This window comes from Mesorhizobium sp. M0778, from assembly GCF_040320105.1.
In the GTDB taxonomy this organism is placed as follows: domain Bacteria; phylum Pseudomonadota; class Alphaproteobacteria; order Rhizobiales; family Rhizobiaceae; genus Mesorhizobium.
This window is the reverse complement of the sequence record NZ_JAMYPA010000008.1, coordinates 83,300-108,967: the sequence shown is the minus strand read 5'-3', so window position 1 is coordinate 108,967 and position 25,668 is coordinate 83,300. Positions and strand designations below refer to the sequence as shown.

At 63.2% G+C, this 25,668-nt stretch carries 27 protein-coding genes; 10 read left to right on the top strand and 17 right to left on the bottom strand.

Annotated features, from left to right (window positions below; translation table 11 throughout):
• The first annotated feature begins 147 nt into the window (after positions 1 to 147).
• A complete protein-coding gene (locus NKI22_RS13760; protein ID WP_352589918.1) occupies positions 148 to 1,173 on the top strand; it encodes a LacI family DNA-binding transcriptional regulator in 1,026 nt (341 codons plus the stop codon).
• 31 nt (positions 1,174 to 1,204) lie between these two features.
• Here NKI22_RS13760 and NKI22_RS13755 read toward each other — a convergent pair whose 3' ends face one another.
• The 6 genes from NKI22_RS13755 to NKI22_RS13730 are packed head-to-tail and all read right to left on the bottom strand — an operon-like array spanning position 1,205 to position 7,670.
• Positions 1,205 to 2,101 (bottom strand): ribokinase, encoded by an 897-nt coding sequence (locus NKI22_RS13755; protein ID WP_352815738.1) that lies wholly within the window; start codon positions 2,099 to 2,101, stop codon positions 1,205 to 1,207.
• A 30-nt stretch (positions 2,102 to 2,131) separates the two neighbouring features.
• Positions 2,132 to 3,007 (bottom strand): MurR/RpiR family transcriptional regulator, encoded by an 876-nt coding sequence (locus tag NKI22_RS13750; RefSeq protein WP_352851076.1) that lies wholly within the window; start codon positions 3,005 to 3,007, stop codon positions 2,132 to 2,134.
• Positions 3,004 to 3,981 carry an ABC transporter permease gene (locus NKI22_RS13745; protein WP_352589912.1) on the bottom strand — a complete coding sequence of 326 codons (978 nt, stop codon included), beginning with the start codon at positions 3,979 to 3,981 and terminating at the stop codon, positions 3,004 to 3,006. Before NKI22_RS13745 ends, NKI22_RS13750 begins: the two co-directional genes overlap by 4 nt.
• Before the next feature lie 16 nt (positions 3,982 to 3,997).
• A complete protein-coding gene (locus NKI22_RS13740; RefSeq protein ID WP_352589909.1) occupies positions 3,998 to 5,524 on the bottom strand; it encodes a sugar ABC transporter ATP-binding protein in 1,527 nt (508 codons plus the stop codon).
• 56 nt (positions 5,525 to 5,580) lie between these two features.
• The gene (locus NKI22_RS13735; protein WP_352482899.1) at positions 5,581 to 6,639 is read right to left on the bottom strand and encodes a sugar ABC transporter substrate-binding protein; all 1,059 of its coding nucleotides are present in this window, start codon (positions 6,637 to 6,639) and stop codon (positions 5,581 to 5,583) included.
• 41 nt (positions 6,640 to 6,680) lie between these two features.
• Positions 6,681 to 7,670 carry a TIM barrel protein gene (locus tag NKI22_RS13730; protein WP_352495131.1) on the bottom strand — a complete coding sequence of 330 codons (990 nt, stop codon included), beginning with the start codon at positions 7,668 to 7,670 and terminating at the stop codon, positions 6,681 to 6,683.
• A 247-nt stretch (positions 7,671 to 7,917) separates the two neighbouring features.
• Between NKI22_RS13730 and NKI22_RS13725 the strand changes: the two genes are divergently transcribed.
• Complete coding sequence (locus NKI22_RS13725; RefSeq protein WP_352815736.1) at positions 7,918 to 9,396, top strand: esterase-like activity of phytase family protein; 1,479 nt, start codon at positions 7,918 to 7,920, stop codon at positions 9,394 to 9,396.
• 147 nt (positions 9,397 to 9,543) lie between these two features.
• Here the strand turns inward: NKI22_RS13725 and NKI22_RS13720 are convergent, their stop codons facing one another.
• Positions 9,544 to 10,332 (bottom strand): L,D-transpeptidase, encoded by a 789-nt coding sequence (locus NKI22_RS13720; RefSeq protein ID WP_352481524.1) that lies wholly within the window; start codon positions 10,330 to 10,332, stop codon positions 9,544 to 9,546.
• 199 nt (positions 10,333 to 10,531) lie between these two features.
• Here NKI22_RS13720 and NKI22_RS13715 point away from each other — a divergent pair, with 199 nt between their 5' ends.
• Positions 10,532 to 12,004: an MATE family efflux transporter gene (locus NKI22_RS13715; protein ID WP_352815734.1), complete on the top strand. Its 1,473-nt coding sequence runs from the start codon at positions 10,532 to 10,534 to the stop codon at positions 12,002 to 12,004.
• 9 nt (positions 12,005 to 12,013) lie between these two features.
• Here NKI22_RS13715 and NKI22_RS13710 read toward each other — a convergent pair whose 3' ends face one another.
• Positions 12,014 to 13,222, bottom strand: coding sequence for an MFS transporter (locus NKI22_RS13710; protein WP_352815732.1), 1,209 nt, complete (start codon positions 13,220 to 13,222; stop codon positions 12,014 to 12,016).
• Between the two features lie 154 nt (positions 13,223 to 13,376).
• On the opposite strand from NKI22_RS13710, the gene NKI22_RS13705 reads away from it, so the two are divergent.
• Entirely contained in the window at positions 13,377 to 13,952 is a 576-nt protein-coding gene (locus NKI22_RS13705) for a TMEM175 family protein (protein ID WP_023721173.1), read from the top strand.
• 122 nt (positions 13,953 to 14,074) lie between these two features.
• Here NKI22_RS13705 and NKI22_RS13700 read toward each other — a convergent pair whose 3' ends face one another.
• The gene (locus NKI22_RS13700; RefSeq protein WP_023721174.1) at positions 14,075 to 14,356 is read right to left on the bottom strand and encodes a hypothetical protein; all 282 of its coding nucleotides are present in this window, start codon (positions 14,354 to 14,356) and stop codon (positions 14,075 to 14,077) included.
• A gap of 129 nt (positions 14,357 to 14,485) precedes the next feature.
• Here NKI22_RS13700 and NKI22_RS13695 point away from each other — a divergent pair, with 129 nt between their 5' ends.
• A complete protein-coding gene (locus tag NKI22_RS13695; protein ID WP_352481527.1) occupies positions 14,486 to 15,349 on the top strand; it encodes an SDR family NAD(P)-dependent oxidoreductase in 864 nt (287 codons plus the stop codon).
• 40 nt (positions 15,350 to 15,389) lie between these two features.
• Here NKI22_RS13695 and NKI22_RS13690 read toward each other — a convergent pair whose 3' ends face one another.
• From NKI22_RS13690 to NKI22_RS13680, 3 genes are all read right to left on the bottom strand, one after another.
• Positions 15,390 to 15,821 (bottom strand): low affinity iron permease family protein, encoded by a 432-nt coding sequence (locus NKI22_RS13690; RefSeq protein ID WP_031194582.1) that lies wholly within the window; start codon positions 15,819 to 15,821, stop codon positions 15,390 to 15,392.
• Positions 15,822 to 15,908: 87 nt separating this feature from the next.
• Positions 15,909 to 16,550 carry a DapH/DapD/GlmU-related protein gene (locus NKI22_RS13685; RefSeq protein WP_023721177.1) on the bottom strand — a complete coding sequence of 214 codons (642 nt, stop codon included), beginning with the start codon at positions 16,548 to 16,550 and terminating at the stop codon, positions 15,909 to 15,911.
• A 96-nt stretch (positions 16,551 to 16,646) separates the two neighbouring features.
• Positions 16,647 to 17,135 carry a CreA family protein gene (locus NKI22_RS13680; RefSeq protein WP_023721178.1) on the bottom strand — a complete coding sequence of 163 codons (489 nt, stop codon included), beginning with the start codon at positions 17,133 to 17,135 and terminating at the stop codon, positions 16,647 to 16,649.
• A gap of 207 nt (positions 17,136 to 17,342) precedes the next feature.
• Here NKI22_RS13680 and NKI22_RS13675 point away from each other — a divergent pair, with 207 nt between their 5' ends.
• Positions 17,343 to 17,921, top strand: a complete 579-nt coding sequence (locus tag NKI22_RS13675; protein WP_023721179.1) for an SCO family protein — start codon at positions 17,343 to 17,345, stop codon at positions 17,919 to 17,921.
• An 11-nt stretch (positions 17,922 to 17,932) separates the two neighbouring features.
• Positions 17,933 to 18,805 carry a 50S ribosomal protein L11 methyltransferase gene (locus NKI22_RS13670; RefSeq protein ID WP_023721180.1) on the top strand — a complete coding sequence of 291 codons (873 nt, stop codon included), beginning with the start codon at positions 17,933 to 17,935 and terminating at the stop codon, positions 18,803 to 18,805.
• A gap of 31 nt (positions 18,806 to 18,836) precedes the next feature.
• Here NKI22_RS13670 and NKI22_RS13665 read toward each other — a convergent pair whose 3' ends face one another.
• The gene (locus tag NKI22_RS13665) at positions 18,837 to 19,181 is read right to left on the bottom strand and encodes a hypothetical protein (RefSeq protein WP_348633244.1); all 345 of its coding nucleotides are present in this window, start codon (positions 19,179 to 19,181) and stop codon (positions 18,837 to 18,839) included.
• Positions 19,182 to 19,217: 36 nt separating this feature from the next.
• Between NKI22_RS13665 and NKI22_RS13660 the strand changes: the two genes are divergently transcribed.
• Positions 19,218 to 21,062 carry an aminopeptidase P family protein gene (locus NKI22_RS13660; RefSeq protein ID WP_352639770.1) on the top strand — a complete coding sequence of 615 codons (1,845 nt, stop codon included), beginning with the start codon at positions 19,218 to 19,220 and terminating at the stop codon, positions 21,060 to 21,062.
• On the opposite strand, the gene NKI22_RS13655 is transcribed toward NKI22_RS13660, so the two are convergent.
• Positions 21,052 to 21,942, bottom strand: a complete 891-nt coding sequence (locus NKI22_RS13655; protein ID WP_352717188.1) for a LysR family transcriptional regulator — start codon at positions 21,940 to 21,942, stop codon at positions 21,052 to 21,054. The two genes, NKI22_RS13660 and NKI22_RS13655, sit on opposite strands and share 11 nt — an antisense overlap.
• A gap of 114 nt (positions 21,943 to 22,056) precedes the next feature.
• Between NKI22_RS13655 and NKI22_RS13650 the strand changes: the two genes are divergently transcribed.
• Positions 22,057 to 22,296 (top strand): hypothetical protein, encoded by a 240-nt coding sequence (locus tag NKI22_RS13650; RefSeq protein ID WP_352481531.1) that lies wholly within the window; start codon positions 22,057 to 22,059, stop codon positions 22,294 to 22,296.
• Between the two features lie 141 nt (positions 22,297 to 22,437).
• On the opposite strand, the gene NKI22_RS13645 is transcribed toward NKI22_RS13650, so the two are convergent.
• Positions 22,438 to 23,955 carry a winged helix-turn-helix domain-containing tetratricopeptide repeat protein gene (locus NKI22_RS13645; RefSeq protein WP_352937442.1) on the bottom strand — a complete coding sequence of 506 codons (1,518 nt, stop codon included), beginning with the start codon at positions 23,953 to 23,955 and terminating at the stop codon, positions 22,438 to 22,440.
• Between the two features lie 154 nt (positions 23,956 to 24,109).
• On the opposite strand from NKI22_RS13645, the gene NKI22_RS13640 reads away from it, so the two are divergent.
• A complete protein-coding gene (locus tag NKI22_RS13640) occupies positions 24,110 to 24,556 on the top strand; it encodes a cupin domain-containing protein (RefSeq protein WP_502895805.1) in 447 nt (148 codons plus the stop codon).
• Between the two features lie 42 nt (positions 24,557 to 24,598).
• On the opposite strand, the gene NKI22_RS13635 is transcribed toward NKI22_RS13640, so the two are convergent.
• Positions 24,599 to 24,895 (bottom strand): AzlD family protein, encoded by a 297-nt coding sequence (locus NKI22_RS13635; RefSeq protein ID WP_023721187.1) that lies wholly within the window; start codon positions 24,893 to 24,895, stop codon positions 24,599 to 24,601.
• On the bottom strand, positions 24,892 to 25,620 hold the full coding sequence (locus NKI22_RS13630) for an AzlC family ABC transporter permease (RefSeq protein WP_352639776.1): 729 nt from the start codon (positions 25,618 to 25,620) through the stop codon (positions 24,892 to 24,894). The genes NKI22_RS13635 and NKI22_RS13630 overlap by 4 nt, the downstream gene beginning before the upstream one ends.
• Positions 25,621 to 25,668 lie beyond the last annotated feature (48 nt).

Sequence of the window (25,668 nt, the reverse complement as noted above, 5' to 3'; positions counted from 1 at the left end):
CGGCAGGGCCGTGAATGTTTTTCCGTAAACGTTTACGAGAACACACCCGATGGCGTAGAATGTCAATTGGCCGGTTGCGAAAAATCGTGGTGTCGGCTTGGCCCGGAGAGCAGCCGGTGCTAGCCAAGCAAGGGGGAGAACTGTCCTTTGGCGTCCAGCATTCACGACCTTGCGCGTCACCTGAACATTTCGATCGGCACGGTGTCGCGCGCGCTCAACGGTCGCGCCGACGTCAATGCCGACACACGCCAGCGCGTGCTCGATGCGGCCAAGAAACTGAACTATTCACCGAACCAGTCCGGCCGCAGCCTGCGGCGCGGCGCCACCCATTCGATCGCCTTCATGCTGCAGCCGCATCCGGGCGACCAGGAGTATGGCGAGCCGTTCTTCATTCCATTCCTGACCGGGCTGCAGGCCAAGCTCGCCGAAAGCGGGCTCGACCTGATCGTGGTGATGGGCGCGCCAGGCGACTATCAGCAGGAGCGCCTGCGCCGTGTCGTCGAGACCCGCCGGGCCGATGCCGTGGTGCTGGCCTGGACGCGGCGCGAAGACGAGCGCATCGACTATTTGACCCAGGCCGGTTTCCCGTTCGCGACGCTCGGCCGCAGCCGTTCCGGCGGCGATGCCTACCCCTCGCTCGACCTCGACTTCGAAAAAGCCGGAGCTGACGCCGTCGATCGTCTCGTCGCGCGCGGCCACCGGCGCATCGCCGCCATCCGCCCGTCGCTCGACCTCAATTTCGGCTATCTGTTCCTCGCCGGCTATCGCAAGGCGTTGCGGCGGCACGGCATCGAATTCGACCCCGAGTTGATCGCCGACGGCTTCATCAACGAGGCCGGCGGCTACGCGGTGACACCGAAGGTCATGCGCTCCAAGGACCCGCCGAGCGCCATCATCTTCAACAACGACGCGATGGCGCTTGGCGGCTGCAAGGCTCTGGCCGAGGCGGGAATCAAGCCCGGCCACGACATCGCGGTGATCGTCATCGTCGACACGCCGCTCTGCCGCTATTTTTCGCCGGCGCTGACCGGCTTCCGCCCGGCGCTGGAGCCGATGGGCGAGCGGCTGGCCGAAATGCTGCTGGCATCGATTCCGGCCTTCGCCGGCACCGAAGGCGCCCGCATCATCCGCGAAGTCTGGCCGCTGGAGCTTATTGCGCGCGACAGCGATTGAGCGCGGCGGTCACCGAGCAGGTTCAGATTGATCAAGGCCCGCCGCGCTCGCGCTCCGGCGTTGCAACCAGCAAGGCCGCTGCGGCATTGGCGGCGGCAAGTGCCGGCTTGACAGGCTCTCCACGTGCAAGCCCCGCCGCGAAGGCGCCAACGAATTCGTCGCCGGCACCGTGGGTGCTGATGACCTTCACCGGCATCGCAGGCAAGGCGAACGCCTGGCCGTCGCGGTCGCGATAGGCGACCCCCTCCCCGCCGGCGGTGACGATGGCAGCCGGGTAGGAGCCGACGAGCATACCGGCCGCATTCGCAGCACCCTCGAGCGTGTCGACGACCGGAACACCGGCCAGGAATTCCGCCTCGATGGCGTTGACGATGACGATGTCGGTGAGCGCGATCAGCTCGGCGGACAGTTTCCGGGCGGGTGCGGCGTTGAGGAGGACGCGGCCGCCTTGCGCCTTCACCGCCCGCGCCGCGGCGATATTGGCGGCTTCCGGCACCTCGTTTTGCAGCAGCAGCACCGCCGTTTGCGCGATCAGCTCGGCCGCCTCCGCAATGTCCTTTTCGCTGAGAGTGAGGTTGCTGCCCGAGACGATCACCGCGCCATAGTCGCCGCTGTCGTCGAAAATCGCTACGCTCATGCCCGAGCCGGCGCCGGAAGCCTCCCGCACGGAGCGCCGGTCAACGCCCCAGCGATCGAGATTGTCGAGAAGCGTGCGGCCGAAATCGTCATCGCCGACAGCTCCGATCATTGCCGCACGCACGCCGGCCCGCGCTGCCGATACCGCCTGGTTGCCGCCCTTGCCACCGCATTTTGGATGCCAGGCATGACCGGTCACCGTTTCGCCCTTGCGTGGGCGATCGGGGGCTTCGACCATGATGTCGTAATGCAGGCTGCCGAATACGGTGACCAGCGGCGGGGAAGCCGTCATGTGCCCTTGACTTTCACGAGCCGCTGCCTTTCATGAGTTCTTGTCTTTCCGTTTCGACGTCACCGCGGACATGGTGCGGCCGAGATTGCGCTCCGCCGCCTGGTAGTCGCGTTGCGCCACCGCGACGAACAGCGCGTCGAGGATGTTGAGCTGGGCAATGCGCGCCGCGGCGTTCTCACCCATCAACGGCGAGCCTTGCGCGGTCGAGCAGAGCACGATGTCGGCGACGGCTGCCAATGGCGAGTTATCGTAGTTGGTGATGGCCAGCGTGCGTGCGCCGCTTTTGCGCGCAAGCTGTATAGCGTCGATGACGGCGCTGGTGTTGCCGGAATGCGAAAAGCCGACGGCGATGTCGTCGGCGCCGAGCAACGAGGCCGACATTAGCATCATGTGCGAATCGTCGTAGACAGAGGTGCGGATGCCGATCCGAAGGAATTTGTGCGAGACGTCGCGTGCGATCTGCGCCGAACCGCCGACGCCGTAGAAATCGCGGTTCCTGGCGCGGTAAAGCAGATCGGCGGCGCGGTCGAAATCGTCCATGTCGAGGATGGCGAGCGTCTCCTCCAGCGCCTGGATGGAGGTGCGGAACACCTTCTGCACGATTTCGGCCGAGCTGTCGTCCACCGACAGCTCCTGATGCATCTCGGTGGTCGGCAGGCGGCTGTATTCATAGACCGCCGTGCGGAAATCGCGATAGCCGGAAAAACCCAGCTTCTTCGCGATTTTGACCACCATCGCCTCTGAGACGCCGGCCTCCTCTGCGATCTGCTTGAGCGGGATAGTCTCGTCGAAGCCGCGCCTGCCGAAGACGGTTTCCACCACCTTCGCCTCGAGCGGCGTCAGATGCGGCATCATCATGCGGATGCGCGGCCCTACTGCTTTCAGATCCAGCCCGGTCAATGTCATCCACGTCCCCTCGTCACGCGATCGACAAGCATCGCGGCGAGGATTATAAGGCCAGTTGCCAGGAGCTGATAGAAGGACTGCACGTTCATCAGCGTCAGGCCATTGCGCATGCTGCCAAGGATGACGGCACCCAGGATTGTGCCGACGACGCTGCCCTTGCCGCCCATCAGCGAGGCACCGCCGATCGCCGCCGCTGCTATGGCGTCGAGCTCCCAGAGATTGCCGAGAATGGGTTCGGCCGCACCCAACCGGCCGATCAGGATCTGTGCGGCAAGCGCCGCCAGCAGGCCCGAGATCATATACGCGGCGATCTTGGTGCGGGCGATCGGCACGCCGGCTATATAGGCCGCTTCCTCATTGCCGCCGACGGCGAGCAGATATTCGCCGAACGGCGTCTTCTTGAGGATGATCCAGGCAATCAGCGCGACCACGGCCACGATAATGACCGCCAACGGCAATCCGAACAGCGAGCCATTGAAGATGGCACGGAAGCCGGCAGGCAGGCCGAGCACCGGATTGCCGCCGGTATAGATCAGCGCCAGCGCCCGGTAGGTGCTGAGCGTTCCCAGCGTGACGATGAAGGGCTGCAGCCCGACATAGGCGACCAGCACGCCGTTGAGCAGGCCGCAGGCAAGGCCGATGGCGAAGCCGGCGGCGATGGCCAGCGGAAACGGCACGCCGCCAACCAGCATCGAGGCCGAGATGACTGCCGAAAGAGCTGCCGTCGGCCCGACGGACAGATCGATGCCGCCCGAGATGATGACCAGCGTCATGCCCAACGCCAGGCAGGCATTGATGCTCGACTGCTGCAGGATGTTGATCAAATTGCGCTCGGCAAAGAAGCCGGGGACCAGCGCCCCGAAGACAGCGAGGATCACCACCAGGCCGATCAGCGTGCCAGCGTCGCGCACCGAAAACCGGTGCAGGAAATCTGCGCTTGGGCGCGCTGCTGTGTGTTGGGTTATATCGGTCATCCGCTGGTCCTGTCCGTTATGCACCGGCCCGACGGCCTTGCGCCTTGCCGGCCTCAATCTCCGTTTGGGGTATGGCGTGCGCGGCGATCGCCTGTTCGCTGAGACTTGCGCGGCCCAGTTCGGCGGCGACCGTGCCGTCGCGCATGACCAGCACCCGGTCGGCGAGCCGGATCACCTCGGGCAACTCGGACGAAACGACGATTGCCGAATGGCCTTCGGCGGCGAGCTCCTCGATCAGGTGGTAGATCTCCGCCTTGGCGCCGACATCGATGCCGCGCGTCGGCTCGTCGAACAGAAGGATCCGCGTTCCCGCCGCCAGCCAGCGGCCGATGATCGCCTTCTGCTGGTTGCCGCCGCTGAATAGGCGGATCGGCCGGTCGAGCAGGAACGGTCTGAGATTGACGCGTTTCATCTTCTCGGCTGCCACGCGCTTCAGCCGGCGGTGGTCGATGACGCCGCGCGGCGCGAACACGCCCATCGACGCCAGCGCCATGTTGCTGGAGATCGACCGCAACGGCACGATGCCTTCGCGCTTGCGCTCCTCCGGCACAAGGCCGATGCCGGCGGCGATGCCGCCGCGCGGACTGGAAAGTTTTATCGCCTTGCCGTCGATCTCCATTGTGCCTGATGACGCCCGGTCGGCGCCGGCCAGCAATCGCAGCAGCTCGGTGCGGCCCGAGCCGACCAGGCCGGCAATGCCCAGCACCTCGCCGCGATGCAGGTCGAACGAAACGTCATGGACCTTGGTCGCCGAGGCCAGGCCACGCACGCTCAGCCTGATCTCGCTGGAAGCATGCGAGCGGTGCTGTTCCTGCGCAAGTTCGCGGCCGACCATCATCGAAACGACGGCCTTTTCCGACACCTGCGCGAGATCAACGGTTTCGACCACGACACCGTCGCGCATGATGGTGGCGCGCTGGCAGATGCCGAACACCTCATCCAGCTTGTGCGAGACATAGACGACCGTGACACCGTCGCGCGCCAGGCCCGCAATCACTTCGGCCAGCCGTTCGAACTCGCTCGGCGTGAGGCTCGATGTCGGCTCGTCCATCGCCACGATCCTGGCGCGGTCGAGCAGCGCCCGGGCAATCTCGACGATTTGCCGCTGCGCCACCTTCAGCGAGCCAAGCGGGGCTGCCGGATCGATGGTCGGGTCGATGGCGGCCAGGGCTTCCGCAGCGCGGCGCTCCTGCTCGCGCCGTGCGACGAAGACGCCGCCGCGCGTCAGCGGATGGCCCAGGAACATGTTCTGGGCAACGCTGAGACGTGGCACCTGCTGTAATTCCTGATGGATCATCGCGACGCCCGCGGCCCGCGCCTGGACCGGGTTGTTCAGCGTCACCGGCCTGCCGTCGATGAAAACGCTTCCCGCTGTCGGCCGGTAGACGCCCGACAGGATGCGCAGCAGCGTCGACTTGCCGGCGCCGTTCTCGCCAAGCAGGCCATGGATTTCGCCGGCGCCGACCGAAAAGGACACGTCGCTCAGCGCCCGCACGGCCGGAAACAGCTTGGAAATGCCCTCGAATTGCAGCCGCGCTGACATTGCTTCGGTTCTCCAAGCAAGGGTGCCGACCCAAGGCCGGCACCCGCCGCCCTGCTCTATTGGCCTGCTGCCGCGTCCTCGAGCAGCGCTTTGCGCACGGCGTCGCCGCCGCCCGAGTAACGGTCGGCATTGTCCTTGGTGATCAGCGCCTGCGGGGTGGCAACAACACGCGGCAGCTTCTGCCCAGCCACCAGTCGCAGCGCCGATTCCAGCGCCACCTCGCCGGTCAGCACCGGGAAGCTGTCGACGGTACCGGTCAGCTCGCCGGCCCGGATCGAGGCATAAGCGTCGGAAATCCCGTCGGTGCCGAAGACGGCCACCTTGTCCTGCAGACCGGCCGCCTTGACCGCTTCGACGATGCCCAGCGCCATGCCGTCATTATTGGCATAGAAGCCGATCAGGTCGGGGTGCTGCTGCAGGATATTGGTGGCCGCGTCGTAGGAGGTCTGGCGATCCCAGTTGCCCGGCACGCTGGCGACGACCTCGAACTTGCCGCCTTCAGTGATCGTGCTCTTGAAGCCGTCGGTGCGCTGGACGGCGGCGTAGACGCCGGCCTGGCCTTCGACGATGGCAACCTTGCCGCCATCCGGCCGGTTCTTGATGAACCATTTGGCGACACGCACACCATTGTCGCGCTGGACATTGCCGACATAGTACTCGGCCTGCGGGATGACCGCGTCATTGACGTTGACCACCGGCACGTTGGCGGCCCTGGCCTGTTCCATGATCGGCTGCAAATTGGAGTCGGTCTGCGGTGAAACGAGCAGCACGTTGTAGCCTTGCGTGACCAGGCCTTCGGCGATGGTGAGCTGGCCGAGCTGGTCGCCCTCGCTCTGCGCCGCCTGGTAGACGACGGGCACGCCGATGCGGTCGCCGAACGACTTGTAGCCCTCACCCAGCGAGCGCCAGTATTCGTTGGTCAGCGTCTTGGAGACCGCACCCGCCTTGGTGCCCTCGGGCAGCTTGGGGAAAGCCCCGAACTTGGCCTCGAGCTGCGACCAGTCGATGCGATCCTTCTCGGTGTCGGAATTGAGCGGCGCGAGATCCGCGGAAAACACCGAGCCGATGGACAGCGTCATCAGGGCAGCGGTAGCGGTGACGAGCAGAAATTTCATGGTCTTTCCTCCCTTGTTGAAAAACGGTGATGGCGCCGGCCTCAGCTGTCCGGCCCGAGCATGGCTTCCTGGATGATGGCCTGCGACGCGACCGCGTCCTGACGATCGACGGCGGCTGACAGGCGGTTGTCCTTTTCCAGCCGCTCGACGACGCGCAGCATGCGCTTGACGGTGGCGATGTTGACTTCGCATTCGTGGACGGGATCGAGCCCGGTCATGTCGGGGAACGTGTCGAAGTAGATGGCCCCGGCATAGCCGTCGCGGCGGATCTGCCTGAGCAGCTCGATCGTCTGCAGCGTGTGCACGGCACCGACCATCAGGCCGTCGTCGCGCTTGGCGTAGCCGTCGTTGAGGTGCACGCCGAGCAGCTTGCTGTGCCGTGCTATGAGGGCGGCAGCGAAAGCCGGCTGCTCGTCGGCATAGAGCACGTGAGCGAAATCGAGCGTCACGCCGAGATTGGGCAGGCCGATCTCGCGGATCGCCAGCAATGTCGTCGCCGCATCGGGCATCAGGCTGTAGGAGCGCGGCTCGTTGGGTTTGTATTCAAGGCTAATCTGGCAGCCCGGATCATGCGCCGCTACTTCACGAATGCCATCGATTTCGTGTTGCCAGAGTGTTGCGTAGTCAGCCTGGAAGGCGTAGTCGAAGCCATCCTGCCCGAGCCACAATGTCATCAGGCTGGCGCCGGCCTCGCGCGCGGCGTCGATGCCGGCCTTGGTCAGGTCGATGGCCTCGCGGCGAACGGAAGGATCCGGATTGGTGAAGGCGCCGAGCTTGAAGGCCGGATTAGAGTAGTAGCGCATGGCGAAGCCATTGATGGAAAGCCCGAGATCGCCGAGTTTGCGTGCCATTTCCGCAGGTTTTTCATCGACATGGTCGGGGAAGTTGAGGTCGAGATCGGTCAATTCCGCAACCTTCGCCGCACGCGCCGCCATTTGCAGCATGGACGGTTTACCAACAAGATCAGGCCACTCGGCCTGTGGCCGCGAGGCAAAGGAATTGAGGCGGGTAGCGAAACGACAGACTGTCATCGGTGACCTTTCATTGTCATAACTTCACATAAGAATGATTATTTGTAAAGTTGTTAATTGCTCTCGGTGGCGACGGATTCGCCATGCCCGGGCTAGTTGCGACCACATGAGGCCCAGGCAAGCGCAGCACTGTCACGCAAGTATCATGTTCGCGTCCTAGATCGCTTCTCCGAAGGCTTTCGCGGCATTCTCGATGCGACGCGGCGCTTTTTCAGATCCCGGCTGTTTTGTCACAAAGAGGATTTCCATGAAAAACCTGCACCGAAACGCGTCCCTCGCAGTCGCGCTGGCGATGTTCACCGCCTTGACTCCGGCCTTGGCTGAAAACGCAGCGACCGTCGGCGGCGTCAGCTTCGTCAACAAGGGCCTGGTCGGTGTCGGTCGCATCCCGGCCAGCCAAAGGGACAAGTTCGGCGAGACGTTTGGCTCCGGCTCGGGCATGGCGATCGACGCTGCCGGCTGGACGCATGGCGCCGATGGCTATAAGGGCTCGCTGTGGCTGCTGCCGGATCGTGGCTACAATGTCGTCGGCACCACCGATTACCGTCCGCGCATCAACACGATTGCCATCGAATTCGCCCCGATCGCACCGGGTGCGGCACCAGCCGCCGGCCAGGAACAGTCGGGCCTCAAGGCAACCCTTGCCGACACCATGCTTTTGACCGACGACAAGGGCGCCGACGCAACCGGCCTCGATCCGCTCAACGGCGTGCGCGCCGCGACCGACGACATGCCGATCCTGCCCGAAGCCAACGGCAAGCTCGCGCTCGATAACGAGGCGATCGTGCGGCTGCCCGACGGCACCATGTTCATCTCGGACGAATATGGTCCGAACATCTACCACTTCTCCGCCGATGGGCGTCTGATGTCGGCAACGCAGTCGCCGGCGGCGCTTGTCCCGATGCGTCATGGAACGCCGAACTTCGCGTCCAACAATCCGGGACCGGGCCCGGCAGACCCAGATCCGACGGATCCCGAAACCGGCCGTCAGAACAACCAGGGCCTCGAAGGCATGGCACTGACGCCGGACGGGAAGTTCCTGATCGCTGTGCTGCAATCGGCCCCCAGACAGGATGGCGGCGATTCCGCTTCGACGCGCCAGAACACGCGCGCGCTGGTCTACGATGCCTCGGATCCGGCCCAACTCAAGCTTGCGCATGAATATGTTGTGCCGCTGCCGGTGTTCACCGATGCCAAGGGCAAGACCAAGATTGCCGCGCAGAGCGAAATCGTGGCTCTGTCGGACAAGACCTTCCTGATGCTGGCGCGCGACAGCGGCAACGGCCAGGGGGTGAAGGGCGACACCTCGCTCTATCGCGAGATCAGCGTCGTCGATGTGTCGGCGGCAACCGACATCGCCGGCACCGAGTTCGACAAGGACAAGCCGGTTGCGCCCAAAGGTGAGCTCGATCCCTCGGTGACGCCGGCCAAGCTGACGCCGTTCATCGACATCAACGACAAGACCGAGCTCGGCCGCTTCGGGCTGCACAATGGCGCGCCCAATGACCGCAACAACCTTTCGGAGAAGTGGGAGGCGATGTCGGTGGTGAGCGTCCTCGATCCAACACGGCCCGACGACTATTTCCTGTTCGTCGCCAACGACAATGACTTTCTCACCCAGGACGGCTTCCAGGTCGGCGCGGCCTACAAGGCCGAAGATGGCGCCGATGTCGACACGATGTTCCTGGTCTATCAGGTCACGCTTCCAGGCCTCGCCGGGAAGTAGCGACACCCCCAGGCAGGCGGATGCGCCGAACGCGTCCGCCTGCCTGGCACGATCGAACGGTCGGGCCCTTCAGTTGCGGCTCGCCGGCACAAGGATTGTGTTCTAGTGGGTTTGCAAAACCTAAGACTGATGATCCGTCGAAGGCACTTACCTCAACATCTCCGCGTCCTTTGGCACGCCCGCATCGATCGGCTCGGCCGTCCTGTCCGACACGGCGGCGATCTTCCCGGCGGCCGACAGGTTCGGGCGCACGAAGACCGGCGCGACGCCGTCGACGCGGCTGTAGAGGTCGATAATGTCCTGATTCATGAAGCGCACACAGCCGGAGGAAGCGTTCTTCCCGATGGAATCCCACTCCGGCGTGCCGTGCAGCCGGTACATCGTGTCCTTGCCGTCGCGGAAGAGATATAGCGCGCGTGCGCCCAGCGGGCTGTGCGGGCCGGGCGGCATGCCGTCCTTGTATTTCGCCAGTTCCGGCCGGCGCTGGATCATCTCCGGCGGCGGCGTCCAGACCGGCCACTTCTTCCTCGCCTGAACCACGGCGCTGCCGGTCCATCCGAAACCGGCCTTGCCGAGGCTGACGCCATAGCGAATTGCCTTGCCGCCGTCGCGCACCAGATAGAGGAAGTGCTCGGAGGTATCGACGACGATCGTGCCGGGTTTTTCTCCGGTCGGATCGGACACGATTTGGCGCACGAATTTCGGATCGACCTTGGCTACCGGGATTGCCGGCAGTTGATAGCCCTCGTCGACGCGCGCCGCATACATACTTGCGGCATCGCCGAAAGCCGGATCGCTTGGCGCCGCGGTCACTGGCGGCGCCGCTACGTCCGTCGTGGTGCACGCCGAAAGAGCCACGGAGGCCGCGCCCAAAGCGGATGCACCAAGAAACGCACGCCGGTTCAGGCGCTCAAAAAACAGCGGAATATCGGACATGAACCCCCGGCTTGCCCATGAGATCCAGGAAAGATGCGGCCCCACGCGTGCAGGATCAATATACGATTCCGGAAGCTTTGAGAACATGATTGGATCAAGGCACGCCAGGCGGAATTCGCAACGCTGCGTCGACCTGTCTCGTTAAATCGGCAATCATTGCGGACCGGACTCAAGATAAGCCTTCGCCGAGTTGCCTGCCATGGACGACAAGATGCCCGCACGCCGGCGGACCAGCGACCTCACCAGTGGACCTATCCCGCGTACATTGCTGCTGTTCGCCCTGCCGGTGCTCGGCTCCAATGTTCTGCAGTCGCTCAACGGCTCAATCAATGCCGTCTGGGTCGGTCGTTTCCTCGGCGAAGCGGCGCTGACCGCCACGTCCAATGCCAACCTCGTGCTGTTTCTCATCCTCGGCACCGTCTTCGGCATCGGCATGGCGGCGACCATCCTGGTCGCGCAATCGGTCGGCGCCCGCGATCTGCCCGAAGCCCGCCGCATCGTCGGCACCAGCGCCACCTTCTTCTTCCTTGTCTCGGTGGTGTTCGCGGTCTGCGGCTGGATCTGGGTCGATACAATCCTCAATGCGCTCGGCACGCCGGCCGATGCGTTGCCGCTGGCGCGCTTCTATCTGCGTATCATTTTTCTCGCCGTACCGATGATGAACCTGCTGTCCTTCGTCATGACGGTGCTGCGCGGCGCCGGCGATTCGCGCACGCCTTTCCTATTCATGGCGCTGGCCGTCGTGCTCGACGTCATTTTGAACCCGTTGCTTATTCTCGGCATCGGCCCGTTCCCCGAACTCGGCATCGCCGGCTCGGCCACCTCGACGCTGATCGGCCAGACGGTAAGCGTGCTTGCCATCCTGATCGTGCTTTATGCGCGCAAGCACCCGCTGCGGCTGGCCGGCGCCAATCTTGCTCTGCTGCGGCCGGACCCGGCGCTGCTGCGCATTGTCGTCTTCAAGGGCGTGCCGATGGGCCTGCAGATGATCGTCGTCTCGTCCGCGGCGCTGACTGTGATGGGCATGGTCAATGCCTACGGCTCGCAGGTCGCGGCTGCCTACGGCATAGCCGCCCAGCTCTGGACCTATATCCAGATGCCGGCGCTCGCCATCGGCGCCGCGGTCTCGTCCATGGCGGCGCAAAATGTCGGCGCCGGGCGCTGGGACCGGATCGGCCGCATCGCCGCGTCCGGCGTCGGCTTCAACCTTGTGCTTACCGGCGTGCTTGTCGCGCTGCTGTTCGTATTCGATCGCGCGGTGCTCAGCCTCTTCCTCAGCAGCGACAGTGCAGCGATCGACATCGCCACTCACATCAACAAGGTCGCATCCTGGTCCTTCATCCTGTTCGGCATCACCATCGTGCTCTTCGCCACTGTGCGTGCCACGGGCGCGGTGATGCCGCCGCTGATCATCCTGGTGATCTCGGTACTTCTGGTGCGCACCAGCTTCGCCTATTTCTTTCGAAGTGCGATCGGTGAGGAAGCGTTGTGGTGGAGCTTTCCGGCCGGCTCGATAACCTCGCTCGTGCTGGCCACGGCCTATTATCGCTTCGGCCGTTGGCGCAGCGTGCACATGATCGAGAGCCGGCCGGCTGCCGGCGAACCGCCGGATACCGGCCTCGGCGTGCCGCGCCAGCGCGCGCATCTTTCGCCCGAGACGCCGAACGGCTGAAAGGCCGGCTCAGCGCGCGTATTTCGCGCCAAACCCGAGCGCCACCAGGGAAAAGACGACAATCATGCCGGCAAAGGCCAGGCTCGCCACGGTCGCGCTTGCCACGGTCGACAGGATGCCGATGCCGATGACCGGCAGCGCGTTGCCGCAAAAACAGCAGATGAAGAAGGCCGAGACCACTTCGGCGCGCCGGTCCGCCGGCGCGATCTCGTTCACCACTTGCAAGCCGCCGCGATAGCCGAGCGCTGCCGACACGCCACACAGAGCACTTGCGGCGACCATGATGGCCATCGAGGCGAAGACCTGCGCCGCAACGATCAGTGCGACGCTGGGGATCATCAGCGCAAGTGCCGCAAACATCGCGGCCCGGCTCGAAAGACGCGTCGTCGCCACAATGGTGCCGGCCGCCACGATCGACAATTCAAAGAACAGAGCGCCGGCTACCGCATGGTTGGCTACCTGCAGTTGCTGCGCCAGGATGCTCGGCGCGAGTGCCGCATAAAAGCCGACGAGCGCCATCGCGCCAAAGCCGGTCACCGCCGGCGCAACGAAATTTGCGCGGATGTCATCAGGCACGGAAAGCCGCGGCCGCATCGAGACGTCAGCCAGTTTTCCCGGCCGCGAAACGGTTTCCTGCGTACGCCAGATCAGCAGGGTTACGATCGCTAGCATCGCCAGGTGGACGACGAATATCAGCCTGAGCGGCCAAGGTGCGTATTCTGCGAGCAACCCGGCCCCCAGCGCACCAATGCCGAGGCCGAGAAAATTGGTGCTGGTGGCAATCGTCGCCGCCTGTGACTTGTCGTTGGCCGAGAGCAATTCGGCGAGCCAGGCCGTCCCAGTCCCGGCGCCGACGCCAATTCCCAATCCGCTCAAAATCCGGGCGATGTCGAGCCACGCGACATTTTCTGCGAACAGGAAAAACACCGCGCTGACGACGGCCACCGCCATCCCGGCCAATGCCATCGGACGGCGCCCGATAACATCGGACACACGGCCCAACATCAGCAGCGCTGCCAGATTGCCGATGACATAGACGGCGTAGACCAGCGTCAAAGTGATCTGCGAGAAGCCGAAGACCTGCTTGTAGATGATGTAAAGCGGCGTCAGCGCCGTGCTGCCGGCGAAAAGAGCCGCGATCATGGCAGCCACGGCAGCCGCTGCGGCGCTGCCGCCGAGTTCGTGATCGCGCGTCATGACTTGAGCGTGAGCTGTCATTTTTCGACCTTTTGCTGTTCGGGATCTGACACCAAACGCCTTTTTCGCGTCAGCCGTTCCCCCTTCCCGACTTGCTCCTGACAAGTTTGGCAGCTTTGCCGATGGCGCTGAGCGAGATCCTCTTTTAACCTCAGCGGATTGTCAGGGGAGATTCATGGGCAAAGGACGGGTCGAGGCATTCACCGATGGCGTGGTCGCCATCATCATCACCATCATGGTGCTGGAATTGAAGGTGCCGCATGGCGAGGATTTTTCCGCGCTGGCACCACTCTGGCCGATATTCCTCAGCTATGTGCTGTCCTTTATCAATGTCGGCATCTACTGGAACAATTTGCACAACATGTTCCATACCGTGCAGCGGGTTGACGGCCGCGTGCTGTGGGCGAACCTCAACCTGCTGTTCTGGCTATCGCTGATGCCGGCGACGACAGCCTTCATGGGTGAGAACCATTTCGCGCCCGTGCCGGTCGCCGTCTATGGCGTCGACCTGGCGCTCTGCGCCATCGGCTTCAACATCCTCACCATGGCCCTGCATCGACTGCACAGCAGCGAAACCCTTTTCGCCAGGGCATTGGGCAATGACCTCAAGGGAAAGATCTCGCTGGCCCTCTATATCGCCGCCGTCGCACTGACCTTCGTCAATCACTGGATCGGTGTCTCGATCTATGTCCTGGTAGCGCTGATCTGGTTAGTGCCGGACAGGCGCTTCGAGCGGCTAATCGAGAAATAGACAGACCATGATCCCGAACCGAAGGACCGCGTCAGCGAAAAGTGGATGCCGGTTTTCGGAAAAGATCATGGTCCAACGAGAAGATAGAGCCCATCCCGAATTTTATCGGGATGGAACAGGCTCTAGCCTCGCATTTCCTTCAGCTTTTCCGCTACCGAGGCGGCAAGGTCGGCGTAGCGCTCCTCCAGCCGCTCGGCCGCCTTGATCACTGAAAAATCATGGCCGAACTTTTCCAGCGCCATACGCAGCTTTTCGACGAACTCCGCCTGTTTTTCGAGCGCCGAAAAAAGCGTTTTCACTTGCGCTTCGCTGATGTCGGGATTGGCAAGCATTTGCGGCACTTCGCGGCTCATCTGGTCGCCGGTTGCGGTCTGTTCTTTCAGGATCTCGATCCAGTCGGTCAATCGTCAGTCTCCTTTTTCGATATCAGCATGCGCAGCGCCCGCCGACGCGGTCAACCCGAAGATACCGGCATCGGCTTGCGCGAGCCTCGTTCCGCGCTAAGTTCGCCGCGGCCAGAACAGGAGAAAATCATGACCACCAACGCCGAGATCCAGACCGCCCTGCCCGCACTTGCCTCCGGTAATGTCGCCGTCATCACCGGCGCGGCCAGCGGCATCGGCCTTGCCGCGGCCAAACGACTAGCGGCGATGGGCATGAAGATCGTGCTGGCCGACATCGGCGGCGCACGCCTCGATGAGGCCCGACACGCCGTCGCCGCCATCGCCGGCGAGAGCGCCGTGCTTGCCGTTGCAACTGACGTCTCGAAAGCCGACGAGCTCGACCGACTGGCCGAACGGACATTCGGCGCCTTCGGCGACGTCTCGCTGCTGATGAACAATGCCGGCGTCGGCAACAACCCCGGCAAGCCCTGGGAGAACCGCGAGGCCTGGAAGCAGTTGCTGGACATCAATTTCTGGGGTGTCATCCATGGCGTCGAGGCCTTTGCGCAGCGCATGCTGGCGGCGGGAAAGCCGGGTCTGATCGTCAACACCGGCTCCAAGCAAGGCATCACCACGCCGCCCGGCAACCTCGCCTACAACGTCTCCAAGGCTGGCGTGAAGACCTATACCGAGGGCCTTGCACACGCGCTGCGCAACGAGCCCGGCGCCAATGTCGCGGCGCATTTGCTCATTCCCGGGTTTACCTTTACCGGCCTGACCGAAGGTGCGACCGAAAAGCCGGCCGGCGCCTGGACCGGCGAGCAGGTCATCGACTTCATGCTGGCCTCGGTGCTGCGTGGCGATTTCTACATCCTGTGTCCCGATAACGAGGCGACCCGGTCCATGGACGAAAAGCGCATGGCTTGGGCGATTGGCGACATCATCGAGAACCGCCCTGCCCTGTCGCGCTGGCACCCGGACTACAAGGAAGCCTTTGCAGCATTCATGAAATGATCCGGCGAACGTCGCGCAGGAACCCGGACAACAGGCTCCCTCACGCCGAAGCGTGCTTCTTCGCGTTGCGCTTCTTGGCCACGGCTTTGGGTGCGGCCATGTCGGCAACCTGTTCGTCGTGCCGCTTCGCCGCGCGTTCACATTTGGCCCGGATTTCCTCGACTTCGGATTCGGTCAGGTGCTCGATGCCGATAAAGGTATTCTTGGCTTTGCTGACGCGGATCAACTCGTCGAGCTTGGCCTGGATCGCTGCACTGTCGCGGTTCTGGGTGTTCTGGATGAGAAACACCATCAGGAAGGTGACGATCGTGGTGCCGGTATTGATGACGAGCTGCCACGTGTCGGAAAAGCCGAAGACCGGACCGCTTGCCGCCCAGACCACAATGATCAGGAAACAGACGGCAAACGTCGGCGGCAGACCGGCAAGATGGGCGATATGGTTGGCGATCCTGGTGAACAGCTTTTCGATCATGGCAGGGAGAAACAATCGGCAACTGATTCGAGTTCCCTGCGAGGAGGAATTCACGGTCAAACAGCGCACGCGCCGCGCTCGCAACGATCAGGCGGCGTCGTTTTCCCAGCGGTCGAGGAAAGCCTCGATAGGCAAGGCCTGCATGTCGGGGACTGCCCTGGCCAGTTTCTCGACCGGCCAGTCCCACCAGGCAAGACGTTCGATCCGTGCCGCAGTTTCCGCGCTGAAGCGCTGGTACAATGGCTTGGCCGGGACGCCGGCGACGATTGCATAGGCCGGCACGTCGCGCGTCACCACCGCGTTGGCACCGACGATCGCGCCATTGCCGATCACTATGCCAGGCATGATCACCGCGCCATGGCCGATCCAGACATCATGGCCAATGCTGACGGCTTTCGCCCGCCGCCGGTCGCGGAACGCCTGATCGACACCCAGCCAGCGGAAGTACTCGTTGGGCCGGTAGCTGATCTTGTGTTGCGTCAGCCGCTCGACCGGATGCTCCAGCGCATTGATGCGGCTGTTGGCGGCGATCGAGCAGAACTTGCCGATCGTCGTGTAGATCGCCTCGGCGTGGCGCTCGAAGTAGGAGAAGTCGCCGACCACCACCTCGCGCAGGATGACCCGCTCGCCGATCGACGCATAGCGTCCAAGCTTGCAAGCCTTCAGCTCCGCCGTCGGATGGATGCGCGGCTCGGGATCTTTCAGGACAAGGTGTTCGGGACGGTCCATGCGCGCGCTTTACGCCGGCACGCATAGTCTCGCAAGCCGAGTGCAGCGCCGCGCATCCGTTTGGATGCGCCAAGGACCCTGTAGCACCTTCAGTCTCTATTTCGGCTTGCCGCTGGTCCACACCACGTTCTGGCCGTAGAGCGGCACGGTGGTGACCGACATTTTTGCCGAGCCATCCTGCACTTGGCGCGAATGCGAGAGGTAGATCAGCGTCTCGTTGGCCTTGTCGTAGATCCGGTTCACCACCTGCTTTTTCCAGATCAGGCTGATGCCTTGCTTGAACACCTCCTCGCCGGCCTCGCTCATGTCGATATCGCCAATGGTGATCGGCCCGGTCTGGCGGCAGGAGATCGAAGAATCGGACGGGTCCTCGAACCAGTTGCCTTTCTGCAGGCGGTCGATCATGCCACGGTCGAAATAGGAGACGTGGCAGGTCACGCCCTCGACCTTCGGATCCTTGATCGCCTCGACGATGATGTCGTTGCCGAGCCAATCGACGCCGACCTTGCCGACTTCCTCGGCGACGGCCGCGCCGGCACCAATGACCAGGCATGCGGCCAACGCGCCGCCAATCAATTTTCGCAAAGAGGCCTCCTGCGGTTCGAATTTTGCCGACCTCAGGTGGGACGAACGGCAGCGCTTTGCAAGCAGATCGCCTTCCCACTGGATTGCCGGTTGCGGCAACGCGACATCTTTGCGTCGGCGCGACCGAACCGCTAAGAGTGTTCGCCAAGCCAGGGCCTTCACGGCGCCAATATGGCGGCCGATGGAAATCACGACGGACTTTCACTGATGATGCGTTCAATTCTGGTCGGCATTCTGCTCTTGATGGCCGCAGGCATCGGCTGGCTCACCTTCGACTGGTACCGCGGACATTATGGCGGCGAGCCGTTCGGAGCGCCGTTTACGCTGGTCGACCAGAAGGGCGCGCCGGTCACCGAAGCCGCCTTTCGCGGCCACCCCAGCGTCGTCTTCTTCGGCTTCACGCATTGTCCGGAAGTCTGCCCGACCACGCTTTTCGAGTTGGCCGGCTGGCTGAAGACGATGGGCGACGACGGCAAGAACCTGCGCGCCTATTTCGTTACGGTCGACCCGGAGCGCGACACGCCCGAAATCATGAACACCTATGTCAGCAATTTCTCCGATCGCATCCTCGGCATCACCGGCGATCCCGACAAGGTCCACGCCATGGCCAAGTCCTTCGGTATCTACTGGAAGAAAGTCGACACGAACGACGGCGACTACACGATGGACCACACCGCTTCGGTGCTGCTGCTCAATGCCAAGGGCGATTTCGCCGGCACCATTGCCTATGGCGAAAGCCCGGACGCCGCCATCGCCAAGCTCAAACGGCTGGTGGCGGAAGGTTGACATATCCGGTAATGACGCAGACGCGTTTGTATTTCACCGCGGGCAAGATCGAGGCTGATCGCATCTTCGCGGCGCTCGGTGCGGCGTTCGACGATGAGGGCCTGCCGGTTGCGGTGCTCGAGGTCGACGAGGACCGCGACATCCACGAAGTATCGCTCTATGCGGACGACAACGTCGATGCGGTCGAGGCGCGGCTTAGGGACATCCTTGCCGGACTGTCGCTGTCGAAATCGATAGAGCGCGAAGCGCTGCCCGACATCGACTGGGTGGCGCGCTCGCTGGAGGGGTTGAAGCCGGTGCGGGCCGGGCGCTTCTTCGTCCATGGCGCGCATGACCGCAGGAAGCGCCACAGCGGTGAGCTCGCCATCGAGATCGAGGCCGGCCTTGCCTTCGGCACCGGCCATCACGGCACCACCGCCGGCTGCCTCGAAATGCTGGAGCAGGTCATAGAGCGCGAGCATCCGCGCAACGCGCTCGACCTTGGCACCGGCAGCGCGGTGCTCGCCATCGCGGTGGCCAAGCTCGCTCATATTCCAGTGCTGGCGACCGACATCGACCCGGTCGCCGTCAAGGTGGCCGCCGCCAATGCGCGGCTGAACCATGTCAAGGCGCTCATTGAAACGGTGGCTGCACCCGGTTTTCATCATCCGATCTTTGCCGCGCGTGCGCCCTTCGACCTGATAATTGCCAATATATTGGCGCGGCCGCTGATGCGGCTGGCGCCGCAAATGGCCGGGCATATCGCGCGCGGTGGCTCGATCGTTTTGTCAGGCATTCTCGAGCGCCAGCGCGACGCGGTGATCGCGGCCTATGTCGGCCAGAAATTCCGGCACGTCCGCACCTTGCACCGCGAAGGCTGGGTGACGATCCATCTCAAGCGCTGAGGCGCCGCGCCTTCAACGCATCCGCTCGGACCTAGCGAGAGTTCGCCGCTTTCTTCAGCTCTTCGCGATCGTAGCCGTGAGCTTTCAGCGTTTCGTCATCAAAGCCAAGCAAAACGCCGCTCACATACCGGCTCGCTTCGCGCTGGCGAGCTTCGATCAGCGCGTTCACAGCGCTTCTGAAAAATCCGCGTCTGGCTGAAATCGTGGACATGATGGTCTCCTTTGCAGGCAATAAGACACGTTCCTCCACGTTAAGAAGGTAAGCCTTGCTGACGCTTTTTGAAATCGCCGATTCTGCATGGCCTCCATGCGCAAAAAGAGGCTGTCGCGACCAGGCATGATCGTTCCGAAAATCGATTCCGATTTTCGAGGTCATGCGCTACGGTCGCGCCAGCATTCGAGGAGAGCCCACATGTTCCAGACCTTCGATTCCGCCGGCGATCCGGCCGTTGGCAAGCCGCGCGTGGCAATGCTACGCCAATGGTTGGCGGCGAATGGGCTGGACGGCTTCATCGTGCCCCGCGCCGATGAGCACCAGGGCGAATATGTCGCCGACCGCTCGGCACGGCTGAAATGGCTGACCGGCTTCAGCGGCTCGGCCGGCGTCGCCATTGTGCTTGGCAAGCGCGCCGCCATGTTTGTCGACGGGCGCTACACGCTGCAGGTGCGCCAGGAGGTTGATCTCGACATCTTTTCGATCGAGAGCCTTGTCGACAACCCGCCGGCCAACTGGATCAAGGACAATCTCGGCAAGGGCGTGCGGTTGGGCTTCGATCCATGGCTGCATACGATCAGCGACGTCAAGGCGCTGAGGGCCTCGGCCGTCAAGTCCGGCGCGATACTGGTGCCGCTCGAACAAAATCCGATCGACGCCATTTGGCAGGACCAGCCCGGGCCGCCACTGGCGCCGGTCGAGATCCACCCGATCGGCTTTGCCGGCGAACTGGCCAAGGACAAGTTGGTCCGGCTGGCGGCAGCCATCGAGAAGGAGGGCGCCACCCATGCCGTATTGACCGACCCCTCCTCCATCGCCTGGGCCTTCGACATCCGTGGTGGCGACGTGCCGCACACACCGCTGGCGCTCGGCTTTGCCGTGCTCGCCGCCGACGGATCGCATCTGCTTTTCATGGACCAGCGCAAGTTCTCACGCACCGTCGCAGCCTATCTGACGCAGCTCGCCGAATTGCACGAACCCGGTGAATTCGAAACAGCGATCGTCACCCTGGCCAAGGGCGGTGCAAAAATCGCGCTGGACCCCGCTCTGGCGGCGGAGAAGCTCAGCATGCTGGTCGAGGACAATGGCGGCACCGTCACTGCCGCACCGGATCCGGCCCGCATCCCACGCGCAACGAAGAACAAAGCGGAGATCGCCGGCGCCCGCGCCGCGCATCGCCGTGACGGAGCCGCGGTCGCCAAGCTGCTGTGCTGGCTCGACCGTCAGGAACCCGGCACGCTCGACGAGATCACCGTTGTCACCAGGCTCGAGGAGACGCGCCGGCAAACCGGCGACGAAACACAGATGCCACTGCGCGACGTCTCGTTCGACACAATCTCCGGCGCCGGCCCCAACGGCGCCATCATGCACTATCGCGTCTCCCGCGCCACCAATCGCAAACTGGAGCATGGCGAGCTGTTCCTGCTCGACTCCGGCGGACAGTACCAGGACGGCACCACCGACATCACCCGCACAGTGCCGATCGGTACGCCGGCCGAGGAGATGCGCGAACGCTTCACGCTGGTGCTGAAAGGCATGATCGGCATCTCCATGCTGCGCTTTCCCCCAGGCACGCGCGGTTCCGAACTCGATGCAGTGGCGCGCCTGGCGCTATGGAGACACGGCTGCGATTTCGCCCATGGCACCGGGCACGGTGTCGGCTCCTATCTTGCCGTACATGAGGGCCCGCAGCGTATCGCCAAGACCGGCACCGAAAAGCTGCTGGCCGGCATGATCGTCTCCAATGAGCCCGGCTATTACAAGGAAGGTTCTTACGGCATCCGCATCGAAAATCTTGTCCTGGTCACTCCGGCTGAGATGGTCGAAGGCGGTGACATCGCCATGCATGGCTTCGAGACGCTGACGCTGGCGCCGATCGACAAGCGGCTGATCCGGTCGGATCTGTTGACGCGTGACGAGTTGCATTGGCTCGACGAATACCACGCGCGGGTGCTGGCCGAGATCGGACCGATGCTCGACGGCGAGACGCTGGCCTGGCTGGAAAAGGCAACCGCCCCGCTGCCGCACGACTTCAAGCAATAGCGGCGGCGGCAACGCCGGTTGACAGGCTTTGCTCCGCAAGCAGTTCTTGCAAAGCCGTGACGTTGGAAGAACCGGCTCCCTTGCGCCAGAACAACACCGTAACGGCGTTGTCTTCGTCAGCGGGCAGTTCGTGCAGCTTTAGCCAGCGGCTCTCCGGGAAACCCGAAAGCACGCTTTTCGGCATCAGCGCTATGCCCATGCCAGCCACCACGCAACCAAGGATGGCATGGTATGAACCAAGCTCGATGGTTTTCTCGGCCATGAACCCTCTGCGCGCGTACCATTGTTCCAGCCGCTTGCGGTGCGGGCAGCCGTGCTCGAAGGCTATCATGGTTTTGGGCATGTCCAGGCGGTCGTCGATCGAAACGCGCGATGCCGCCGAGACAATGACCAGTTGCTCCTGGAATGCTGACTGCTTTTCGAACGGAGCGTCGGCGATCGGCTCGGCGGCGAAGGCTGCATCGAGTTCGCCGGCAAGCATGGCGGTCGCGAGAACCTGCGGGTTGCCGGTGCGCAACTGGATTTCCACTTCGGGATAACGTGCGTGATAGTCGGCGAGCAGACTTGGAAGCCGTGCCGCGGCGGTGCTCTCCATGGCACCTAGGCGAAGCGTGCCGCGCGGGCGTGGATCGAGCATCGCCGTTCGCGCCTCCTCCGCAAGCGCCAGCAGCCGATCCGCATAGCCGACCAATTTGTGACCGGCCGGCGATACGTGCAGGCGCTTGCCCTCCCGGATAAACAGCTGCACGCCGAGATCCTCCTCGAGCTGCCGGATGCGTGTGGTCACGTTCGATTGCACGCGAAACAGTTTTTCCGCTGCCCTGGTGATTCCGCCCTCGCGCACCACCGTGCGGAAGATGCGCAGATCGGCCAAATCCATACATCTCTCCTGGAGAACGTAACGATCTTAATTATTCATTTTAGCTGATTAGCCCTTTCCCGTAAATCGTCGGTGTAGCTGCCTATCAAAACGGCAAACCAGGGGGAGATGGAAATGTCGCCCGAGCCCTTCGGCATCCAGCCGATCGATCTAAGCGCATTGACGCCAAAGCAGCGTGAAGCGCTCTATAGCGGCGCCGTGCGGCGCGCCCACCAGGAGAGAGCGGAGGCGATCCGGCTGAGCCTGTCGCAGGTCGCGTCGATATTCAAGAAACCTGCTGGCTGGGCAGGAGCTATTACATGGTTTGCAGCGCAGATGAGCGCTGCGGCGAAGCCGCACGATCAGAAGTGGTGATTTTCGCAATGGCGGTGGGTCGGCTATCGACCGGACCCCAGCATCACCCTGAGTGCGAAGCCGACCTGGCTTGTGCTGCCCAACAACTGCGTGACCGACATCACACAGACGACGCCAATCTGCAGGGGATTGACCGCAGCCTTACTGCTGCCAACCGGCTTTCTTCAACAGATCCGCCATCTGGTCTGCCCAATGTGGATTGCGCAGCCTGAGCGGCGCCAAGGCATCGCCTGTAGGGTTCTCCATCTCCCGCATCAGTTCGACGCAAGATCTTGCCTCCGGCAGACGGCCAAGCGAGACGTAGCAGCAGGCGAGTGTTTCATAGGTGGGTCGCCACGTGGGACCGACCTTGCGAGCCTCAATCGCCGCGACGAGCCCCTCGTTTGCCTGCCCCGCAAATAGATAAGCGAGCGCCAGGACATTAAACCAGACGAAGTTCTGCGGATCGTACCGGTTCAACATAAGGCCGTGTTCGAGCGGCGCTATCGCTTCGGATGCGCTGCCGCGGAAAAGCTGCCCCATTCCCATAGCCAGATGACCAAGGGCGAAACTTGGGCTGATCTCGATCGCTCTTTCCGCAGCAAGAACGGCTTGTTCCTGCGCATTGGCATAGATGCTGCAGATGGCGAGCGCATAATGCGAATAGGGATTTTTCTCGTCGAGCCGAACCGCCTTCAGGGCTGCATCCAGGCCTTCTCGGATATCCTGTGCCGGCTTGTCGCTCCAGCCGTAAGCGACGATGCCGGCGCTCACCCGACCGAGCCAGAGATGGGCCTCTGCGAGTTCACGATCGAGCTTGCACGCCAGCCGAAATAACTCGCGGCCACGCAAGTGAGTTTGACGGCCGACGTGGTGAAAATGCCAGGTACCTTGCCGCACCAGGTCCCAGGCCGTCGCATTTCCGCTGTTGCGTCCAACGGCTGGGAGCGACTCCGTCTTGAGCAGTTCGGGTTCGATCGCACCAGCCACCCGCTCGGCTATGGCATCCTGGACGGCGAACGCCTCCGTCAGTTCCATCTCGTATCGTTCGGCCCAGATCTGATTGGCCGAGGCGGCATCGACCAGTTGCGTCGAGACCCGGATCTGCTGGCCGGACCGGCGCACACTTCCTTCCAAGACATAACGGGCGCCAAGCTCGCGGGCCACCTGTTTGGAGTCGACCGACTTGTCCTTATAGACGAAGCTGGAATTGCGCCCGATCACCCGGAACCATCGGAACCTTGTCAGCGCGGTGATGATGTCCTCGGTGATGCCGTCAGCCAGATAGGCCTGTTCCCTGTCGCCGCTGACATTGGCGAACGGCAACACCGCAATGGACGCCCTTTCGGAGAGACCCGCCAGTTGGCTCGGAAGCGCATCGTCTGCAGCGGGGTCAAGCACATGAACACTGCCGGCGAAGCGATATCCGGTGCGGGGGACGGTGGCGATCCATTCGCTGCCGTCCGGCTGCGGGCCGAGTAGCTTGCGCAGGGCGGCAATCTGCACCGAAAGATTGCTTTCCTCGACGACGGCATCGGACCAGGCGGCCTGCATGAGGGCCGTCCTGCTCAGCGCCTGCGTCGGTGCCTCCACCAAGGCCTGAAGCAACGACAAGCCTTTTTGCCCGACCGCAACTGGCTTGCCCTCGCGAACAAGCGTCCCGCGCAGCAGGTCGAGCACGAACGGCCCGAACGCGAAGCGTCGCGGTGCTGAAGCATCTCGCTTTCCGGCTTCGGAAGAATTCGGAACTTTTCGCCTCCTGTTAAGGACTTCGGACGGGGGACTGATCATTCTGGCCGTCCTTCGCACAGACTAACACAAATGGAGGTTCAAGATGATGATGTTGAAACAGCCGGCCGCAATGGACAGTGCTGCGCCCAGCGAGGGAAAGGCTTTGGTTGTTAGGGGCGGCGAGGCTTATCGGGCCGAACAGGGGTCGGACTATCTGCCGGGAATAAGTGCTGAGACCGTCGGAGCGAAGGCCCTTTGGCTGGGCGTCGCCTCAATCCCGCCGGGCAAGCGGACCAAAGCCCATGTCCATGCGCGCCACGAAACAGCATTTTATATGCTGAGCGGAGACGAGTTGGAGATGTGGAGCGGGGACGAACTGCAGTTTCGCGACCTCGTGCATCCCGGCGACTATCTCTACATTCCCGCCAACGTGCTTCACGTTGCCGTGAACCGGGCAAGCACGCCGGCCACCTTTATTGGCGCCCGCAACGAACCGACCGCACAGGAGAGTGTCATTCTCTTCCCGAAGATGGACGGCAAAATACCATAGAGCGGCGATCTGGCAGGAAGACAGGCGTACTCCGTCGGTCCACTACCCGACGAGCTGCCGCGCAAGGATCAGCACGGCAGCACCCGCCAGGAACATCGCCATCAGCCCGCCGCGCAGCGAGACCAGGCCGGCAACAATCAAGGCTGCCCATTCCGCCGGTCCGGCGCTGAGCGCCGCCGGCGCCACCAGCGTGGTCAGCACCGCCGCCGGCACGGCGCTGAGCCCGGCCTCGACGCGCGGATGGATATGGTCGAAGCGTGAGATCACCAGATGACCGCCGATGCGGGTCAGATAGGTCGCGATCGAAGCGGCGACGATGATCCACAAGGTCGTGCTCATGGCCGTGTCTCCACGCCGCTGTGGCGGGGCGGCAGGATGACGGCGAGCAGCACGCCGGCCAGCGCACCTATGGAGACATGCCAGGGCGAGCCGACGGTTTTGTACGCAATGATGGAGGCGGCAGCGCTGGCGATGACCACCGGCAGCCACAGCGGCCGCTTGCGGAAGCTCATGACCAGGCCGAGAAAATAGATCGGCAGCAGGAAGTCGATGCCCAGCACATGGGTGTCGGGAATAAGCTTGCCGAACATCGCGCCGAGCGCGCTTTCGATGACCCAGAACACATAGACCGGCAGCCCAAGCCCCATATACCAGGTAAACCCGACGGTTTCGCCGGCCTCCGCCTTGCGCTCGGCCATCGCGAACTGCGGATCAGTGAGCACGAAATAGCCTATCGCCTGCTGGATCAGTGGCCAATGCGCGATGCGCAGGCCGATACCGGCCGAATAGAGCACGTGGCGAAAATTCACCGCGAAGATCGACAGCACGATCAGCCACGGCGCGACATGCTGGCCGAACAGCTCGATGCCTACCATCTGGCTGGCGCCGCCGAACACCGTTGCGCTCATCAGGAACGCTTCGAGCACGGAAAACCCGTTGTCGACTGCGAGCGCCCCGAACAGCAATGCAAACGGCGCCGATGCCACCACGACGGGCATGCTGAGCCGCACGCCGTCCCAGAAATCGCTTTTCGCACTGTTTTCGGAGATTGCTTCCGCCGACATCAATCGCCTCCTCGGGACGGTCGTATGTAGGGAGGGCCGCCCTCCTTG

Excerpts from the sequence above, each read along its gene's own strand:
- NKI22_RS13755 (WP_352815738.1), bottom strand. The coding sequence starts at position 2,101 with ATGACGGCTTCCCCGCCGCTGGTCACCGTATTCGGCAGCCTGCATTAC.
- NKI22_RS13750 (WP_352851076.1), bottom strand. The coding sequence starts at position 3,007 with ATGACATTGACCGGGCTGGATCTGAAAGCAGTAGGGCCGCGCATCCGC.
- NKI22_RS13745 (WP_352589912.1), bottom strand. The coding sequence starts at position 3,981 with ATGACCGATATAACCCAACACACAGCAGCGCGCCCAAGCGCAGATTTC.
- NKI22_RS13740 (WP_352589909.1), bottom strand. The coding sequence starts at position 5,524 with ATGTCAGCGCGGCTGCAATTCGAGGGCATTTCCAAGCTGTTTCCGGCC.
- NKI22_RS13735 (WP_352482899.1), bottom strand. The coding sequence starts at position 6,639 with ATGAAATTTCTGCTCGTCACCGCTACCGCTGCCCTGATGACGCTGTCC.
- NKI22_RS13730 (WP_352495131.1), bottom strand. The coding sequence starts at position 7,670 with ATGACAGTCTGTCGTTTCGCTACCCGCCTCAATTCCTTTGCCTCGCGG.
- NKI22_RS13725 (WP_352815736.1), top strand. The coding sequence starts at position 7,918 with ATGAAAAACCTGCACCGAAACGCGTCCCTCGCAGTCGCGCTGGCGATG.
- NKI22_RS13720 (WP_352481524.1), bottom strand. The coding sequence starts at position 10,332 with ATGTCCGATATTCCGCTGTTTTTTGAGCGCCTGAACCGGCGTGCGTTT.
- NKI22_RS13715 (WP_352815734.1), top strand. The coding sequence starts at position 10,532 with ATGGACGACAAGATGCCCGCACGCCGGCGGACCAGCGACCTCACCAGT.
- NKI22_RS13710 (WP_352815732.1), bottom strand. The coding sequence starts at position 13,222 with ATGACAGCTCACGCTCAAGTCATGACGCGCGATCACGAACTCGGCGGC.
- NKI22_RS13705 (WP_023721173.1), top strand. The coding sequence starts at position 13,377 with ATGGGCAAAGGACGGGTCGAGGCATTCACCGATGGCGTGGTCGCCATC.
- NKI22_RS13695 (WP_352481527.1), top strand. The coding sequence starts at position 14,486 with ATGACCACCAACGCCGAGATCCAGACCGCCCTGCCCGCACTTGCCTCC.
- NKI22_RS13690 (WP_031194582.1), bottom strand. The coding sequence starts at position 15,821 with ATGATCGAAAAGCTGTTCACCAGGATCGCCAACCATATCGCCCATCTT.
- NKI22_RS13685 (WP_023721177.1), bottom strand. The coding sequence starts at position 16,550 with ATGGACCGTCCCGAACACCTTGTCCTGAAAGATCCCGAGCCGCGCATC.
- NKI22_RS13675 (WP_023721179.1), top strand. The coding sequence starts at position 17,343 with ATGATGCGTTCAATTCTGGTCGGCATTCTGCTCTTGATGGCCGCAGGC.
- NKI22_RS13670 (WP_023721180.1), top strand. The coding sequence starts at position 17,933 with ATGACGCAGACGCGTTTGTATTTCACCGCGGGCAAGATCGAGGCTGAT.
- NKI22_RS13665 (WP_348633244.1), bottom strand. The coding sequence starts at position 19,181 with ATGACCTCGAAAATCGGAATCGATTTTCGGAACGATCATGCCTGGTCG.
- NKI22_RS13660 (WP_352639770.1), top strand. The coding sequence starts at position 19,218 with ATGTTCCAGACCTTCGATTCCGCCGGCGATCCGGCCGTTGGCAAGCCG.
- NKI22_RS13655 (WP_352717188.1), bottom strand. The coding sequence starts at position 21,942 with ATGGATTTGGCCGATCTGCGCATCTTCCGCACGGTGGTGCGCGAGGGC.
- NKI22_RS13650 (WP_352481531.1), top strand. The coding sequence starts at position 22,057 with ATGTCGCCCGAGCCCTTCGGCATCCAGCCGATCGATCTAAGCGCATTG.
- NKI22_RS13640 (WP_502895805.1), top strand. The coding sequence starts at position 24,110 with ATGATGATGTTGAAACAGCCGGCCGCAATGGACAGTGCTGCGCCCAGC.
- NKI22_RS13635 (WP_023721187.1), bottom strand. The coding sequence starts at position 24,895 with ATGAGCACGACCTTGTGGATCATCGTCGCCGCTTCGATCGCGACCTAT.
- NKI22_RS13630 (WP_352639776.1), bottom strand. The coding sequence starts at position 25,620 with ATGTCGGCGGAAGCAATCTCCGAAAACAGTGCGAAAAGCGATTTCTGG.